Raw genomic sequence first — 17482 nt, 5'->3', positions numbered from 1 at the left:
TCCCTCCGATGGCCGAAAGGCCCCGGTCTGCATCATGCGGACCGGGGCCTTTCCCGTATACGGACGTCCGTGGGCGTGCGGCGGACGCGCTCGCGCGCACGAATCACAGCCCCGGTTCGACGATGAGGAAGCGGGTGGAACCGTTCGCGGCGGAATCCTCCCCAGAGCGCCCCTGTCCGGAGAGCGGCAACGAGCGGGCGTCCGGGGATGCGAGCACGGCCCGGATGAGCGCGCCGGCGTCGCCGAGGGCGGCGGCGTCATTGATGAGATCCGTCGTGTCGACGGCGAGACGCGTGCCGGAACCCGACGGCCCCGCCATGCCGACGTACGGCGACACCTCGGCGAGCACGGACGACGCGCCGGAATCGTCGGCACCGGTGGCGGACGAGTCCCCCGCACCATCGGACTTGCCGGAAGACTTGCCGGAAGTCCCGCCCGACGCATCGCCGTCACCGCCCGCCCGGCCCGACGACCCGGATCCGCCGCCCATGCCGGGGATGCCGCCGGCGAATTTCATCACATCGCCGGAATCGGACGCCCCCACGGTCTCGTCGACCACGGTGGTCGTCACGTCGCCGGAGGACGTGCGCGCGGCCTTGCGTTCGGTCGCGGACAGGCGGCGTTCGCGCGAGACCTCCGCGCGCGCGGCCAGCGAACGGTCGGCCGCCATGCCGCGCGCGACGAACCGCCCGGCGGAGTGCGCGGCGGCGACGGAACCGCCCACGGCACCGTCAGCGGCACCATCCGTGGCGCCGCCCGCACCGGAGACATCCGAGGAGCCACCCGCACCCGCGGTGCCGGAACCGTTCAGTTCGTCGGCGAAACGCAGCAGCACCTGCCGGTAGGCGCTCGCGGCGCCCGTATGCTCACGCGCCGAGGCGAGCGCGGCCAATGCGGCGTTCACCTTCGCGGTGTCGCCGGCATGGGCGCCTCCGTCGTCCGCGAACTCGCGGTCCGTCGCGGCGATCGCCTGGTCGCGGTAGACGGAGGCCCCGGCCGACGTGCCGCCGGTCAGCGCGCTCAGATGCTTCGTGTAGGCGTCCGTGTACGCCATCGAATACGGGATCATCGCCTGCGAAAGCTGCGACTGCCCCGCCGCATACCCCTTCTCGCCCTCGGTCGCCTCCTCGCCGGCACGGCGTTGGAGCGTTTCCGCAAGCCCCGTCACGCCCTGCGCGCGCACCATGCGGATCACCTGTTCGATGGCATCGGCGGCGCCCGTGTGCTGGTGGGCGGCGCTCACCGCATCGACGGCGTTCGCCTCGTCGAGGACCGCGGCGGCGAGCGGGGTGTCGCCGCTCAGCTCGCCGGCCGTGCCCATCAGGGCGGTCAGTTGGGTGGACGAGCCTATCGAACCGGACAGGTGGTTCGTGTACGAGCCGACGTAGGCGGCCATGTACGCGTGGAACGCGCGGTCGTAGTCGGCCTGTTTTGCGGCGATGTCGCTCGCCGCCAACGTACGTTCGAGGTCGCGCAGCGCGGTGAGCCTGTCGATGAAGGCCTGATGCGGGTTCGCGCCGGAAGCGTCGGCGGACTCCCCCAGCGACCCGTCGCCCAGCGCGACGGCCTGACCGGCGAGCGCGTCCGCGCCGTCCGCCGACGCGACGACGATCCGTCCCATCGTGAACCGCGTCGCGTTCATGTAGCAGTCGAGCCGTTCGCCGATGCGCATCGTCGCGGCGATCACGGTGTCGGAGCCCTGCGTGATGACGACGGCCTTACGGCTCACGTTCACGTCGTCCGCCACCCGAGCGGGCACGGTGAACATGACGAGCATGCGCTGCGAACGCGCGGCGGGCGGCAGGCCGTCGAGCGAGTCGGCCTTGAGCTCGACGTGCACGCCGACGAGCCCGCTGCCGCCGGCGACCCGTTCGCGGCTCACGTTCGGCCCGTCAAGGGAATAGGAGACGCGCGCCGCGATGGGCAGGTCGCGCGCGCCGGCACGCACCCGGTCGACGGATGCCGCCCCCGACGACGAGGCGCCGTCGCCACCGCCTCCGGATGCGGCGCCGGGGACCAGGTACAGTTCGCCCGGCTCGCCGGCGGTGTCGGTCACGGTGAATACGTCATGGCCGTCCAACGGGGGGACGGCGGCGCGGGAGACGACGGACTGCGAGACGATCGCGCCGCCCAGCACGAGCGACGCGGCAAGCGCGGCCGCGGCCGCCCCCGACGCGGCACGAGGCGACGGCATGTCAGGCGAAGACGTCCAGCACGCCCGGATCGCCGCCGGCTTCGGCGATGCGCTGATGGCGCTTCTTCGCCTCGGTGACGACGAATTCGCGGTACATCTCGGCGATGTCCGGGTCGAGGCCGGCGGCGACGGCGATGCGGTGCAGACGCTCGATCTGGTAGTCCTCGCGCTTGTAGTCGGCGGGGGCGAAGCCGGCGCGCGCCTTGAGCACGCCCACCTGCGACGTGTACTTGAAGCGTTCGGCGAGCAGGGAGACGATGGCCGTGTCCACGTTGTCGATGGACTGGCGCAGCGCCTTGATCTTCGCCACGGTCTCGGCGGTCTCGGGGTCCTTGGCCGCCTGTTCGGAGTCGATGACGGTGGCGTGTTCGCCGGGGTTGCGGGTCACGGAGGCGCTCAGCCAGTCGCCGCCGTCTTCGGATGCGGTCGTGCTCGTCGTTTCGGTCATACGGGATACCTTACTCCACGCACGTCTCCGGGCGCGGATCCGGTATCGGCGATCAGCCGGCCGGCGCGGCCGGTGACGTCAGTACCGGTAGTCCGGGCCGATGGTGAGGGCGTCGTCGTGGGTGCGGCCGGAATGGATGGCGTCGTTGACGGCGGCGATCTCGTCGGCCGAATAGTCGAGCGAACGGCCGTCGATCTCGTTGACCGGGATGACCCAGCCGCCGTGCGTCATGTACAGGCGGTCGGCCTCGCGCAGCTCGGCGATCGGCAGCTTGCGGTATTCGATCGACTTGCCCTCCTGGCGGGCCCACGCGAACAGCTCGCGCTGGGAGGTGCCGTTGAGGATGCCGATCGACGGGTCGGGTGTCACGAACGTATCGCCGTAGCGCGCCACGATCGAGGAGTTCGGGCACTCCATCGTGTAGCCGTCCTCGGTGTAGAGCACGGCGTCGCCGACGCCGCGGCGCGCGCATTCGCGGTGCACGGCGCAGTTGAACGCGTAGCTCAGCGTCTTCGCGCCGTTGAGCAGCCACGGCGCGCGTTCGGTGATGTCGGACGGGTATCCGCGGGTCATCGAGGCCATCGTGATCGGATCGGTCTCGTGCAGCGTGCCTTTGGCGTCAAGGAAGATGAACACGGTGGGCGTGCGGTCGGAGGCCTTGCCCACGCCGGTGTCGGGATCGAGGCCGCGCGAGACGATGATGCGCAGCAGCGGGCCGGGTTCGGGGTCGTCGTAGGCGGCAATGACCTGCTCGACGCCGCGCGTGATCGCCTCGAAGTTCGGCTTGGGCAGGTCGACCATGGCCGCGGACTGGGCGAGACGGCGCAGGTGGTTCTCCAGCGAGACCGGATAGCCCTTCCACACGGTGGTGGCCTCGAAGATGCCGTCGCCGCGCAGCACGCTCAGGTCGAAGGCGTTGATGTTGAGCCCCTCCGGATCCACCAGCGTGACGAGGTCGGTATCGCCCGCCTTGCCGTCGCCGAACATCGCCTTGCCGTTGCCCATTCCCAACACGATCGAGCCCATGGGGACCGTCCCTTCTCTTGTCCTTGCCGCCGACGGCCTTGCATGCCCCCGGCGTCCGCGCACCCTTATGCCGCGCGCCCGCGGCCACACCCCGGCCGCTTTCGCGCCCAACCTAACCGCGCATTGTTTCATGTGAAACATCCGACGTTGCATATCCGAAATGCGGCCGTCACAAAGGGACATGACTCGTAACGCGCCCCGGCCGTATCGTGCGGGTAGCACAACGAAGGGGGACGATATGACCGTATCGACCGTTGGCGCTCCGGCGAGCGCGACATCGGCGACACCCGCCGCACCCGGCGCGGATTCGACGCCGGAGGAGGCGAGGCTCGCGTTCCGCGACGGGTTGGTCCGCCCGACCTGCGGCATCGCCAAGGGCTACGCGCAGGCGAATCTCATGATCCTGCCGAAGGACCTCGCCTTCGACTTCCTGCTGTTCGCGCAGCGCAACCCGAAGCCGTGCCCGCTGCTCGAGGTGATGGAGGCGGGCGAGACCGAGCCGGCCACCTGCCCCGGCGCGGACATCCGCACCGACGTGCCGCTGTACCGCGTATGGGAGCATGGCGAGCTCGTCGCCGAGGTGCCCGACATCACCGATTACTGGCGCTCCGACCTGGTCACGTTCGTGATCGGATGCAGCTTCACGTTCGAGTTCCCGCTCATGGAGGCGGGCGTGCCGGTGCGGCACATCACCGCCGGACGCAACGTACCGATGTACGACACGTCCATCGCCTGCCGCCCGGCCGGCGCGTTCCACTCGAACATGGTCGTCTCGATGCGCGGCATCCCGTCCACGCAGGTCTCCGACGCGGTGCGCATCTCCGGCTACTACCCGTCCGTGCATGGCGCGCCCGTCTGCGTCGGCGACCCGGCGGCGATCGGCGTGACGGACCTCATGCACCCCGACTACGGCGACGCCCCGATCCTCGAGGACGGCGACGTGCCGGTCTTCTGGGCGTGCGGCGTGACCCCGCAGGCCGCCGCGATGGCCTCGAAGCCGCCGTTCGCGATCACGCACGCGCCCGGCCACATGCTCATCACCTCGAAGCGCGACCTCGACTACATGGTGTGACCCCCATGCGACCGACCACATGGCGCGACCAGGGCGCACCATCACACGACCCCTTACAACCCACCCACGAACCCACCCACGAAAGGACGGAAACGATATGACCGCCATCGACCTCAACAGCGACATGGGAGAGAGCTTCGGACGTTGGAGGCTCGGCGACGACGAGGCGCTCCTCGCCGTCGTCTCCAGCGCGAACATCGCATGCGGGTTCCACGCCGGAGACCCTTCGGTGATGCGCCGCACGCTCGCCAACGCCGCCGCCGACGGCGTCACCGTGGGCGCGCACGTCGCCTACCGCGATCTGGCCGGTTTCGGCCGCCGGTACATCGACGCGGCGCCCGCCGAGCTCACGGCCGACGTGATGTACCAGCTCGCCGCCATCAAGGGCATGGCGCAGGCGGCCGGCACGCAGGTGCGTTACGTCAAGCCGCACGGCGCGCTGTACAACAACATCGTCCATGACGAGGCGCAGGCGAAGGCCGTGGTCGAGGCGATCGCCGCCATCGACCCCGGTCTCGCCCTGCTCACCCTGCCCGGGTCCACGGTCGGGCGCGTGGCGGAGGCCGCTGGACTGCGCGTCTTCCGCGAGGCGTTCGCCGACCGCGCGTACACGCCCGAGGGCACGTTGGTCTCGCGCAGGCTGCCGGGGGCGGTCATCAGCGATCCGGCGGCCGTCGCCGAGCGTGTGCTGCGCATGGTGACCGACGGCACGGTGGTCGCCGTCGATGGCACGGTGGTGCCGATCCACGCCGACTCGGTGTGCGTGCACGGCGATTCGCCGGCGGCCGTCGAGATGGCGAAGGCCATCCGGGCGCGCCTGACCGCCGAGGGCGTGACGATCCGCGCGTTCGCGGCGCCCGAAGCGTAAGCCGCAGCGTCCGCCCCGGCGCAGGCCGGGCGCCCACTCCCCCACTCGATTTCCCTGTTCCCTTGTTCCCCACGGATATGACGGACCCTGCATCATGCCCCATGACCCTATGAATCGGACCGGTGACCCCATGCGCTTCCTGACCTGCGGCGAGTCGGCGATGATCGTCGAATGCGCCGACCTCGACGCCGCGTTGCGCCTGTACACGGCCATCGACGCCGCGAGGGCCGGCGCGACCGGATCCTCTGCCGCAACCGTCGCCGGCGGGCCCGCCGGCGACCCGGCGTTCCGTGCGATCACCCAGCTGCTGCCGGCGGCCCGCACGGTGTACGTGGCGTTCGACCCGCTGCTGGCCGTGAACGTCATGGCCGATATGACGGAGGCTGCGAACGCGGCCACGGATGCCGACAATACACGGGCCCTCACTGCCGGCGTGCGGGATTTCCGCGCCATCCTGCGCGACGCGATAGCCGGCCTGCGCACCGGCGCCCTGAAGGACCGCGATGCACGGATCGTCGAGATCCCGGTGACCTACGCCGGCGAGGACCTCGACGACGTGGCGGAACTGCTCGGCGTCTCCGCCGACGAGGTGGTCGCACGCCACAGCGGGCATCCGTGGACGGTGGCCTTCGGCGGCTTCGCCCCCGGCTTCGACTACCTGACCGGCGGCGACCCGATCTTCGACGTGCCCCGCCGGAGCACGCCCCGCGTGGCCGTTCCCGCGGGCTCTGTGGGGCTTGCCGGCACGTTCTCCGGCGTATATCCGCGGGCCAGTTCGGGCGGCTGGCAGCTCATCGGCACCACCACCGCGCCGATGTGGGACGACGCCGCGGACCCGCCCGCGCTGCTGCGCCCGGGCGACACCGTCCGGTTCACGCCCGTGCGCGCCCGGGCGACGGTTCACGACGATTCATGCAACGGTCTCCAGGCCGGGGGCGCGCACGGTTCGGACGAGGATCCCGAAGCGCCGCGGAGCGCATCCGGGGCCCCGCAGCCCCGCAGCCGGGACGTCGCCGGCGGCATCCATCGATCCCCCGCCCTTGAGGTCGCCAACCCCGGCATCCTGACCACCATCCAGGACGACGGCCGCAATGCGCCCGACATGGGCGTCACCGGTTCGGGCGCGGCCGATCCCGCCGCCTTCCACCTGGCGAACGAGCTCGTCGGCAACCCGTCCGGCGCGCCGGCCGTCGAACTGACCGGCGGCGATGCGTCGTTCACCGCGCACGGCGATCTGACGATCGCGGTGACGGGCGCGCCCGCCGCCGTCACCATCACCGCGCCGGGCGCCGAACCGTTCGCCGTCACCCGGCAGGAGGCGTTCCTGCTGCGCGACGGCGAGACCGTGGCCATCGGGGCGCCCGCCGCCGGACTGCGCGACTACGTGGCCGTGCGCGGCGGGTTCGCCGTGCGCACGATCCTCGGCTCCGCCTCCACCGACACGATGAGCGGCATCGGTCCCGCGCCGTTGCGCCGCGGCGACCTGCTGCCCGTGGCGGATGTTCCCGGCGTCCCCGGCATGGCCGCCGATTCCGGCGTCGGATTGCCGCGTCCATGGCCCGACGACCTGCCCCGCCGGGGGGCGGTCACCGAACTCGGCGTCACGCTCGGGCCGCGCGACGACTGGTTCACGGACCGCGGCATCGCCACGTTCCTGGACACCGCATGGACGGTCACCGCGCGGTCGAACCGCGTGGGGCTGCGCCTGACCGGGGCCGCCGGGGAACCCGGGGAACCCGGGGAACCCGTCGTCGCCCCGACGCTCGAACGCGCGAACCCGGGCGAGGAGCTCAACAGCGAGGCGACCGTACCCGGCAGCATCGAGGTGCCCGGCAACGGGCTGCCGCTCATCTTCCTGCGCGACCAGCCGGTGACCGGCGGCTATCCGGTGATCGCCGTGCTCACGAAGGCGGCGCTGGTCACGGCCGGGCAGCTGCCGCCGGGCGCGAAGGTGCGGTTCACGCTCGCCCTGGACGCCCTGGACGCCCCGGACGCCCCGAACGCCCCAAGCGCCCATGGAACCATCGCGGACGACGCCGCGGCGACCCGCCGCGGAACCCCACGGCCCCATACGACCATTTCTTCCGACCCCCAGGAAAGGACTGCGTGATGCAGCAACGGACACCCCATCTCCAGCGCATCCTCATCGCGAACCGCGGCGAGATCGCGGTGCGCATCATCCACGCGTGCCACGACACGAGCCGCACGGCCATAGCCGTCTACGCGGACCCGGACGCGGACGCCCTGTTCGTCCATCTGGCCGACGAGGCGTACGCACTGGACGGCGAGACCTCGAAGGACACGTATCTGAACATCGACGCGATCATCGCCGCCGCACGCAAGGCGCATGCGGACGCCGTGCACCCTGGGTACGGGTTCCTGTCCGAGAACGCCGACTTCGCGCAGGCGGTCATCGACGCGGGGATGGCGTGGATCGGCCCGAGCCCGGAGACGATTCGCATGCTGGGCTCCAAGGTGGAGGCCCGGCGCATCGCCGCCGAGGTGGGCGCGCCGATGGCCCCCGGCACCACCGAGCCCGTGCGCGACCCGAAGGACGTCGTCGCGTTCGCCCGCGAACATGGCCTGCCGCTCGCCATCAAGGCCGTGTACGGCGGCGGCGGGCGCGGCCTCAAGGTCGTGCACGAGCTCAAGGACGTCGAGGAGGCGTTCGTCTCGGCCACGCATGAGGCCGAGGTGGCGTTCGGCAACGGCGACTGCTTCATCGAACGGTTCCTCGCCCGCCCGCGCCACGTCGAGGTGCAGGTGCTGGGCGACACGGACGGCCATGTGATCGCGGTCGGCACGCGCGACTGCTCGCTGCAGCGGCGCAACCAGAAGCTCATCGAGGAGGCGCCGGCGCCGTTCCTCTCCCCCGCGACCGAGGCGCGGCTCAAGTCGGCCGCGGTCGCGATCTGCGAGCGCGCGCGCTATTGCGGCGCGGGCACGGTCGAGTTCCTGGTGGACCCGGACGGCACGATGTCGTTCATGGAGGTGAACACGCGCATCCAGGTCGAGCATCCGGTCACGGAGGTGACGAGCGGCATCGATCTGGTCGAGGCGCAGTTCGCGTTGGCCGAGGGCGCGCCGGTGGCCGGGATCGCCGCCCGCATCCGCGCCGACGCGCCCGGTGCGCCGGCCGGGGCGAGCGTGGTCGGCCACGCCATCGAGTTCCGCATCAACGCGGAGGACCCGTCGCGCGGGTTCGTGCCGTTCCCGGGCCTCATCGACGCCCTGCGCGCGCCGAGCGGACCGGGCGTGCGGTTCGACACGGGCGTGGCGGCCGGATCCGTGGTGCCCGACCAGTTCGATTCGATGCTCGCCAAGCTCATCGTGTGGGCGCCGACGCGCGAGGAATGCCTCGTGCGTGCCCGCCGCGCGCTGGCCGAGCTGAGGATCGACGGCGTGCCGACGGTGAAGCGGTTCGACGAGACGGTGCTCGCGAACCCGGATTTCGCGGCCCCCGACGGCTCCGGCCAGTTCCGCGTGTACACGCGTTGGATCGAGGAGAAGCTGCTGCCCGGCGTGGACGCGGCGACGTTGGCGAACGGCGAGCCGGGCAGGCGCGGTTCCACGCCGAAGCAGGTCACGGCGTGGATCGAGCTCGACGGCAGACGCATGCGGCTCGGCCTGCCGGCCACGCTCGCCGCCTCGCTCGCGGGCGTCGGCGGCGGCCTCGCGGTCGCGGGCGGTCCCGGGACGGGCGTCGCGGGCGGTCCCGCCGCGGACGAGCGGCCGGCCGGCGCGATCGCCTCGACGATCACGGGCACCGTGGTCCGTTGGCTGGCCGACGACGGCGCGAACGTCGCGGCGGGCAACCCGGTGGTCGTGGTGGAGGCCATGAAGATGGAGACGGAGATCGCCGCCCCCATCGGCGGCGTCGTGCGCCATAAGGCCGCCCCCGGCGACAACGTCGCCTTCGACGACGTGCTCGGGGTCGTGGAAGCGTAACGCGGCGCCGTCACGGCGACGCGGCGATCACAGGGAAGGGGATTCATCATGGACGGCAACGCATCATCGATCGCGAACCTGGCGAGTTGGAGGTTCTACCCGCGCATCGCGAAGATCGCGAACCTGGCTGGCCGCGACGTGGGCCGCGGCTCGGAGACGCTGATGACGTTCTCGCGCGGAGACCTGTTCCGCGCGGCGCGCCAGCTCGTCACGGGACGCCCGGCGCGCGCGCTGGTCGTCACCGGCTTCTACATCCCGAAGGCCGAGGTCCCGGCCGCCGAGACCGACGGCCCGCTGGGCGCGTTGGAGGTGTGCATGGCGCTGCGCGCGATCGGCGGCGACGCGTGGCTCGTCACGGACGAGTGCTGCGAACCGGTGATCCGCCCCAGCGCGGCCGGGCTGCTGCCCGACGACCATGTGCTCGTCGCACCCGTGCGCGACCGGTTCGACGGGTGGATGAACGGGGTCATCGACCTCGCGAAGGCGAACGGCATCGACACGCTCATCTACATCGAACGCGTCGGCCCCGCGGCCGACGGGCATCCGCGCAACATGCGCGGCATCGACATCACCGAATGGACGGCGCCGCTGAGCCGGCTCACGCAGATGCAGCTGCACACGATCGGCGTGGGCGACGGCGGCAACGAGATCGGCATGGGGCGCGTCGCCGAATACGCCATCGAGGGCGTCGTCGACCACGGCGAGAAGATCGCCTGCCGCGTACCGACCGACGAACTCATCGTCTCCGGCACGTCGAACTGGGGCGCGCATGCGCTGGCGTGCGCGATGCGCGCGATGGGGCGGCCGGAGATCGACCCGTATCTCGAGTCGGACTGGCACCGGAAGACGCTGGCGACGATCGTCGCGCACGGCGGCCTCGACGGCGTGCACATGACGAACGTCGCCACCGTCGACGGACTCCCGCCCGAGCGCTACTACGCCGAAATCGACGCCCTGACCGCCCTGGCGAGCTGAGGACGTGAGAAGCCGGAGGGACCGGAGGGAACGTACACGAGCACCAGCTCACAGTACGGTCCCTCCGGTCTCTTCGTACTGAACCGGAACTTCCGCACCCGGAACCCGGTTCCCGAGCACGTTTCCTCCGGTTCAGACCGGACAGACCGGAAGGAACGTACACGAGCACCAGCTCACAGTACGTTCTCTCCGGTCCGACCGTCTGAGACCGGAGTAAACGTAACCCGGGTATGGTCTCCGCATACGTTTATCTCGGTCCCAGACGAAGAAGCCGGGGTGACCGTACCCGTGTACGGTCACTCCGGCGGTCAGACGGACAAAGTCGACGTCGGATAGGCGGGCCGGCGGACCAACCCAAGTGGGTCAATCCAACCCAGTGACCAGATCAACCCAGATCAACCCAGATTCGACCCGAATCGACCCAGATCGCCCCAGATTGACCTAGGTTGACCCGGATTGACCTAGGTTGACCCAGGTTGAACCGGATTGACTAACCTAGGTTGACCTAGGTTGACCTAGGTTGACCCGGATTCAACCAACCCAAGTGAGACCAACGTCCGGGCGGGGCCCGACGTCCGGTCGAACGGCCGCGGGCCCCGCATATCACGCCTTGGGCACGGAGCCCTCCTGCGCGTGGTCAAACACCGGCTTGTTGTCGGCGCCGAACTTGTAGATGCCGATGGAGGCGGTGGACGGGTCGTGCGCGTCGTTGAACGGTCCGATGCTGGCCTGTCCCTTGTACTGGATGTCCTTGCCGTCCTTGAGCAGGGCGAGGCACGCCTTGTAGGAGTCGCACTTCTCGCCGCCGTCCACGCCGGATACGGCCGGCAGGTTCCTGGCCACGGTCTTGCCGTCGGTCGCGCCGCCCTTCTGCGCGGCGAGCGCGGCGAGCACCACGGCGTCGTACGTTTCGGCCGCGTAGGTGAAGTCCTTGACCTTCGGGTCGATCTTCTTGACGCGCGCTTGGAACTCGTCGGTCGGGTGGGCGCCCGGGATGGTGCCGACGGTGCCTTCGAGGAGCCCCGCGTCGAAGTCCTCGGAATGGTCGACGGTGTTGCCGTCGGTCATGTACAGCTTGTGGGTGTCGACGCCGGCGGTCTTGAGCGCCTTGACGAGCGAGACGGTCTGATCGAACGCGATGACGAGCACCGCGTCCGGGTTGGAGGCCTTCACGGCGGTGGCGATCGAGGAGAAATTCGTCTCGGTCGGGTCGAAGGTGTCCTTTTCGCCGTAGACGACGTTCACACCCGCGTTCTCGACGGTCTTGACGACGACGTCACGCAGCGACGTGCCGTATTCGTCGTTGAACACCGTGATGGCGAGGTTCTTCACGCCCGCCTGGGCGATGACCTGGCCGAGCACGGCGCCCTGCACGGTGTCCGGCGGGATCGTGCGGAAGAAGAGGCTGTCGAGGCCGCTGAACGCGGTGGAGGTGGCGCCGTTGGAAATCATCGGCACGCCGGCCGCGGTCACCTGCTTGTAGCTGTTCTTGACGACGGAGCTGGACGGCGGGCCGATCACGACGGACGGGTTCTTGCTCAGCACGGATTGCGCGGCGGCCGTGTTCTGGTCGGCGTGGTCCGCGTCGGACGTGTCGGCGGTGGTGCTCGACGCATCCTTGCCGAGCACGCCGCCGGCCGCGTTGATGTCGTCGACGGCGAGCTTCAGCGTCGCCACGTTGGACGGCCCGATGTACGCCATCGAACCGGTGGACGGGAACAGTCCGGCGGCCAGGAACGCGCCGGAACCGCCGCTCGACCCCGAATCCCCGCTCGCGCCGGCCGACCCGCAGCCCGCCAGCGCCATCGATGCGGCGGCGACCAGCGCCGTCAACGCCATGATCCTCGTATGTGTCTTCGACTGTTTCATGACCTCATCACGTTCCTCTCTATGCGCCGTGACGCCGTCGGCCGATCCGCCGCATCCGCATCGACGGTCCGATGCGGTTGCGGCGATCGTCGCGATGGGATTCCCCGGCCGGGTGGCCGGAGGTTTCGGATGGCGTCCACGACTGGTGATGTCGGGATTCTCGCTCGTTGTGCTTGAATCTTGGTTCCCGACGGTACGAGGCGCGTGATTCGGCCGCATTGTTCCCGTGTAACCGCCCGGTGACGCACGAAAACCCGCGGAAACGCGGTGCGATTGCCGGTAACGGTCCCGAAACGAACGAGCCCCGTCCGTAACACATCGTCACGGACGGGGCTCGGCCCGTCGTATGGATCGGGGCGCGACCGGAGCGAGAGGCTCCCGAATCGATCGAATCAATCGAATCAATCGAATCGGTCGGCCCAATCGGCTCAGTTGCCGTTGACGGCGCCGCCGCCGGACTGCTGCACGAGCGCGGTGAGGAAGTCGCGGTTCGTGGCGGTCTTCTTGAGGCGCGGCACCAGCGTCTGGTACGCCTGCTCGGGCTCCATGCCGCCGAGCAGTCGGCGCAGGCGGTAGATGATCGGCAGTTCCTGCGGCGCGGTGATGAGCTCCTCGCGGCGGGTGCCGGACGCGTTGATGTCGATGGCCGGGAAGAGGCGCTTGTCGGCGAGCTCGCGCGACAGGCGCAGCTCCATGTTGCCGGTGCCCTTGAACTCCTCGAAGATCACCTCGTCCATCTTGGAGCCGGTCTCGACCAGCGCGGAGGAGATGATGGTCAGCGAGCCGCCGTTCTCGATGTTGCGGGCCGCGCCGAAGAACTTCTTCGGCGGGTAGAGGGCCTGCGCGTCCACGCCGCCGGACAGGATGCGGCCGGAGGCCGGCGCGGCGATGTTGTAGGCGCGGGCGAGGCGGGTCATCGAGTCGAGCAGCACGACCACGTCCTGGCCGAGCTCCACGAGGCGCTTGGCGCGCTCGATGGCGAGTTCGGCGACGGTGGTGTGGTCGGAGGCGGGGCGGTCGAAGGTCGAGGAGATGACCTCGCCCTGCACCGTGCGCTCCATGTCGGTGACCTCTTCGGGGCGCTCGTCCACGAGCACGACCATCAGATGCACTTCCGGGTTGTTCGTGGTGATCGAGTTGGCGATGTTCTGCAGCGTGATCGTCTTGCCGGCCTTCGGCGGGGAGACGATGAGGCCGCGCTGGCCCTTGCCGATCGGGGAGACGATGTCCATGATGCGGCCGGTGAGCTTGTTCGGCGCGGTCTCCTGCTTGAGGCGCTCCTGCGGGTACAGCGGCGTGAGCTTGTTGAACTGGGGACGGTTCGCGGCCTCCTCGACGCTCATGCCGTTGATGGAGTCGATGGACTGCAGCGGAACGAACTTCTGGCGCTGGTTGCGGCGGTCGCCCTCGCGCGGCGCGCGGATGGCGCCGTGTACGGCGTCGCCCTTCCTCAGGCCGTACTTCTTGACCTGGCCCATGGAGACGTAGACGTCGTTCGGCCCGGGCAGGTAGCCGGAGGTGCGCACGAACGCGTAGGAGTCGAGCACGTCGACGATGCCGGCGACCGGCACGAGGTCGTTCTGCTCCTCGCGGCGGTCCGCACGTTCGCCACGGCCGTCGGCGCGCGTCTCGCGCACGTCGTGGTCGGCGCCGCGGCGCTCGTCGCGCTCCTCGAAGTCGCGGTTGCGGCCGCGCAGGCGACGCCCGCGGCGGTCCGCACGTTCGCCACGCTCGGAACGGCCGTCGGCGCGATCGTCGTGGGTGCCGCGGCCGAAGTCGCGATCGCCACGGCCGCGGCGCGGCTCCTCGGCCTCGTCGCGCGGCGCGTTGTTCTGCGTGGGCAGGGTGGCGAGGATGTCGTCGAGATCGCGCACGACCTCCTCCTGCGGTTCGCGCTCCTCCGCCGGGCGGCGGCGACGGCGCACGTTGGCGACGATGATCTCGTCGCCGTTCTCGTCGATGGTGTGACGACGGCCGCGCGGACGGTCCGATTCCTCGGCGTTCTTGCCCAGGTCGAGGGTGTCGAGCAGGTTGGCGGCGTCGAGCGGCGCCTGTTCGGCGGCGCGACGGTCGCGGCGCGACGGACGCTCCGCGTCGTCGCCCTTGCGCGCGGCGCGGCGGGAACGGACGGTGCGGGCGGACTTGGCCGGGATGTCGATGACGGGCTCGGCGGCCTCGTTCCCGGCGGGGGCCGGCTGTTCGGCATCTGAGGCGACGGCGTCCGCGGAGGCGGTGGCGGCCGGACGTTCGGCGGCTTCGGCCGCCGGGGCGGGGGCGGCCTGCGTGTCCTGAGGCTGTTCCGCGACGGCTTCCTCGCCGGCGGCCTCGGTGTTCTTGGCATCCTTGGCGGACTTGGCCGCAGCCGGCTTGGCGGACTTCGCGGCCGCCTTCGGCGCGCGCACGGTGACGCCTTCGGGGGCCTCGCCACCGGAGCGGGCGGCCTGAAGCGTGGCGATCAGGTCCGGCTTACGCATGGTGGACGTGCCGCGCAGGCCCATCTGCTTGGCGAGCTCCTTGAGCTCCGGCAGCTTCATATCCTCAAGATTCTGGCTATTGGCCACGGTTGTTCATACCTTTCCACAGCACCCGCCGACGCGGCATACCGCACCGGCACCTGCCTGAAATGTGATTACGGCTTCGAGCCGTCTGTGAATGCCCGCCGCAATGCCATGCCCGCGAGCTGCACTTACTCTACAACGTCTAGCCGACCAACGCAAAAGCCCCCTCGCCATGGCGAAGGGGGCTATGTGGGATGACTACCGGCCGCTTCCGCGCGGCGGAAGCGGGACGACGCGTGCGGGGACCGCCGTCCGGGGCCGAAGGCGTACGAAGGTGCGCCGGGCGCCGGGGAAAGGCGGCGTACGCTCCGTCATCTCACTTCTGCTCGTGGTAGGACTTGTCGGTGTTGACGGACCACACGTTCTTCTTCGAGGTCTTGCCGGACTTGATGTTGCCGACGGCCTCGATGGCGGTGGCCATGGAGTGGTCCATGTTGTTGTAGCGGTGCTGGCCGTTGCGGCCGACGCAGTACAGGTTGCCGAAGCCGTCGAGGTATTCGACGAGCTCGTCCATGCGCGAGTAGGTGTCGAAGTAGGCGGGGTACGCCTTCTTGACGCGTTCGCGGTGGGAGTCGAGGACGTCGGCCGGGCCGTTGATGACGCGCATGCGGGTGAGCTCGGCGATGGCGAACTTGGTGGCCTCCTCGTCGGTCATGTTCCAGAAGGAGTCGCCCTCCTCGCAGAAGTATTCGAGGCCGATCCACACGGTGTCGTCGACGTCCTTGACCAGGTAGGGGCTCCAGTTGTTGAAGATCTGGAGACGGCCGACCTTGTAGCCCGGGTCCTGCACGTAGATCCAGCAGTCCGGCACGATCGGCGGATTGCCGAGGGTGGGGATGTCGGTGGTGTTCTTGAGGCGCAGGTGCTTGACCAGCAGGCCGACGGTCACGAAGTCGCGGTACGGCAGGCCGTTGGCGACCTCGACCATGTCGCCGGGGGCCTTCTCGCCGGCGTCGATGGCGTTGACGAGGTCCTTGACCGGCATGGAGGAGATGAACTGGTCGGCGGCGACCTCGGTGCGGTTGCCTTCGGCGTCCTCGGTCACGACGGCGGAGATGCGGCCGGACTCCTGGCGGATCTCGACGACCTTGGCGCCGGTGACGACCTTGACGCCCGCCTGCTCGCAGTTGTGCTCGACGGTCTCCCACAGCTGGCCGGGACCGTACTTCGGGTACCAGAACTCCTCGATGAGGGAGGTCTCCACCTCGGCGTTGGAGCGCTTCTTCGGCATGAGCTTGGCGAACGCGTTCTTGAGCACGCCCATGATGGACAGGCCCTTGACGCGCTGCGAACCCCAGTCTGCGGAGATCTGGGAGGGGTGGCGGCCCCACAGCTTCTCGGTGTAGCCCTCGAAGAACATGGAGTAGAGCTTGCGGCCGAAGCGGTTGATGTAGAAGTTCTCGAGGTTGTCCTCGGGGAGCTTGTGGATCATCGACTTGAGGTAGGAGAAGCCGGCGACCATCGTCAGCTTGAAGCCCATCGCCTTGAGCGTGTTGGCGGACAGGCTGATCGGGTAGTCGAAGAAATGGCGGTTCCAGTAGATGCGGGAGACGCGGTGGCGCTTGAGCATCACCTTGTCTTCCTTCTCCGGATCCGGGCCGCCCGGCTCCATGTCGTGCTCGCGGCCGAGCTTCTTGTCGTCGTAGGAGGGCGCGCCCTGCAGCGGCAGGGTCTCCTTCCACCAGTCCATGATGCGGTCGTCCTTCGAGAAGAAACGGTGGCCGCCGATGTCCATGCGGTTGCCGTTATGCTTCACGGTGCGCGAGATACCGCCGAATTCGTGCGTCTCCTCCAACACGGTGACGTCGTACTTCTCGGCGCCGCCGTCCTTGATGAGCTCCCATGCCGCGGTCAGGCCCGCGGGGCCGCCGCCGATAATCACCACGGATTGCTTGTCGGTCACGTTCATCTCCTTATAACAAAATCACGCATATCCTACCGGAGGCGCCGGAAACGCACGCCGCGCGCGTGCATTTCCTCACATATGCCCCAACTATGCGGGAAACGGCCGGGGCAGCCGACGGAGACGAGGCCGCCGTCGGACCGGAACCGACGGGACGGTTCGACGGACCGACGGGACAGGCCGACGGGGCGAAGTCGGGACCGGTCGCGGGCGACGGGCGACGATCCGACGCGACATCAAATCAGTGGATGTCGTCGGGGATGTCGATGTCGGACTTCTGCACTTCCTCCACGTTGACGTCCTTGAACGTCACGATGCGCACGTTCTTGACGAACCGGCTCGGACGGTACACGTCCCACACCCACGCGTCGGTGAGCTGCACGTCGAAGTAGACGTCCTGGCCGGCGGAACGCACGTTGAAGTCCACCTTGTTCGCCAGGTAGAAGCGGCGTTCGGTCTCCACCACGTAGGTGAACAGCTTGATGACGTCGCGGTATTCCTTGTACAACGCCAGTTCGGCGTCGGTTTCGTAGTTGTCGAGGTCCTCGGCGCTCATGTTCCGTCCTTCTCAAACCGGCGGCCGCACCGCGACGCTTCCGTCGCCGATGCGGCCACCCATGC

At 69.5% G+C, this 17482-nt stretch carries 12 protein-coding genes; 5 read left to right on the top strand and 7 right to left on the bottom strand.

The features are described from left to right. Positions 1 to 103 precede the first annotated feature (103 nt). The 3 genes from GFD21_RS05850 to GFD21_RS05840 all read right to left on the bottom strand — a co-directional run bounded on the left by GFD21_RS05850 (position 104) and on the right by GFD21_RS05840 (position 3668). The gene (locus GFD21_RS05850; protein WP_163197007.1) at positions 104 to 2194 is read right to left on the bottom strand and encodes a hypothetical protein; all 2091 of its coding nucleotides are present in this window, start codon (positions 2192 to 2194) and stop codon (positions 104 to 106) included. 1 nt (position 2195) lies between these two features. Then, positions 2196 to 2642 (bottom strand): chorismate mutase, encoded by a 447-nt coding sequence (locus GFD21_RS05845; RefSeq protein ID WP_163197006.1) that lies wholly within the window; start codon positions 2640 to 2642, stop codon positions 2196 to 2198. Positions 2643 to 2720: 78 nt separating this feature from the next. Continuing rightward, positions 2721 to 3668: an aminodeoxychorismate lyase gene (locus tag GFD21_RS05840; protein WP_163197005.1), complete on the bottom strand. Its 948-nt coding sequence runs from the start codon at positions 3666 to 3668 to the stop codon at positions 2721 to 2723. Between the two features lie 238 nt (positions 3669 to 3906). On the opposite strand from GFD21_RS05840, the gene GFD21_RS05835 reads away from it, so the two are divergent. The 5 genes from GFD21_RS05835 to GFD21_RS05815 all read left to right on the top strand — a co-directional run bounded on the left by GFD21_RS05835 (position 3907) and on the right by GFD21_RS05815 (position 10531). Continuing rightward, on the top strand, positions 3907 to 4740 hold the full coding sequence (locus GFD21_RS05835; RefSeq protein WP_163197004.1) for a putative hydro-lyase: 834 nt from the start codon (positions 3907 to 3909) through the stop codon (positions 4738 to 4740). A 97-nt stretch (positions 4741 to 4837) separates the two neighbouring features. Continuing rightward, on the top strand, positions 4838 to 5608 hold the full coding sequence (locus GFD21_RS05830; protein ID WP_163197003.1) for a LamB/YcsF family protein: 771 nt from the start codon (positions 4838 to 4840) through the stop codon (positions 5606 to 5608). Between the two features lie 130 nt (positions 5609 to 5738). After that, positions 5739 to 7718: a 5-oxoprolinase subunit B/C family protein gene (locus tag GFD21_RS05825; protein ID WP_163197002.1), complete on the top strand. Its 1980-nt coding sequence runs from the start codon at positions 5739 to 5741 to the stop codon at positions 7716 to 7718. Next, a complete protein-coding gene (locus GFD21_RS05820) occupies positions 7718 to 9556 on the top strand; it encodes an acetyl/propionyl/methylcrotonyl-CoA carboxylase subunit alpha (protein WP_163197001.1) in 1839 nt (612 codons plus the stop codon). Before GFD21_RS05825 ends, GFD21_RS05820 begins: the two co-directional genes overlap by 1 nt. Before the next feature lie 48 nt (positions 9557 to 9604). After that, positions 9605 to 10531 carry a DUF4392 domain-containing protein gene (locus tag GFD21_RS05815; RefSeq protein ID WP_163197000.1) on the top strand — a complete coding sequence of 309 codons (927 nt, stop codon included), beginning with the start codon at positions 9605 to 9607 and terminating at the stop codon, positions 10529 to 10531. Positions 10532 to 11134: 603 nt separating this feature from the next. On the opposite strand, the gene GFD21_RS05810 is transcribed toward GFD21_RS05815, so the two are convergent. The 4 genes from GFD21_RS05810 to GFD21_RS05795 all read right to left on the bottom strand — a co-directional run bounded on the left by GFD21_RS05810 (position 11135) and on the right by GFD21_RS05795 (position 17417). Next, positions 11135 to 12400: an ABC transporter substrate-binding protein gene (locus GFD21_RS05810; RefSeq protein WP_163196999.1), complete on the bottom strand. Its 1266-nt coding sequence runs from the start codon at positions 12398 to 12400 to the stop codon at positions 11135 to 11137. 428 nt (positions 12401 to 12828) lie between these two features. Further along, a complete protein-coding gene (gene rho, locus GFD21_RS05805) occupies positions 12829 to 14961 on the bottom strand; it encodes a transcription termination factor Rho (RefSeq protein ID WP_163196998.1) in 2133 nt (710 codons plus the stop codon). A 313-nt stretch (positions 14962 to 15274) separates the two neighbouring features. Further along, positions 15275 to 16861 carry an NAD(P)/FAD-dependent oxidoreductase gene (locus tag GFD21_RS05800; protein WP_163196997.1) on the bottom strand — a complete coding sequence of 529 codons (1587 nt, stop codon included), beginning with the start codon at positions 16859 to 16861 and terminating at the stop codon, positions 15275 to 15277. Positions 16862 to 17102: 241 nt separating this feature from the next. After that, on the bottom strand, positions 17103 to 17417 hold the full coding sequence (locus GFD21_RS05795) for a DUF2469 domain-containing protein (RefSeq protein WP_163196996.1): 315 nt from the start codon (positions 17415 to 17417) through the stop codon (positions 17103 to 17105). Positions 17418 to 17482: the final 65 nt, after the last annotated feature.

It is taken from the genome of Bifidobacterium platyrrhinorum, from assembly GCF_010667645.1.
Classification (GTDB): domain Bacteria; phylum Actinomycetota; class Actinomycetes; order Actinomycetales; family Bifidobacteriaceae; genus Bifidobacterium; species Bifidobacterium platyrrhinorum.
Note: the sequence above shows the minus strand (reverse complement) of the source record. Positions and strands in the feature narration are given on the sequence as shown.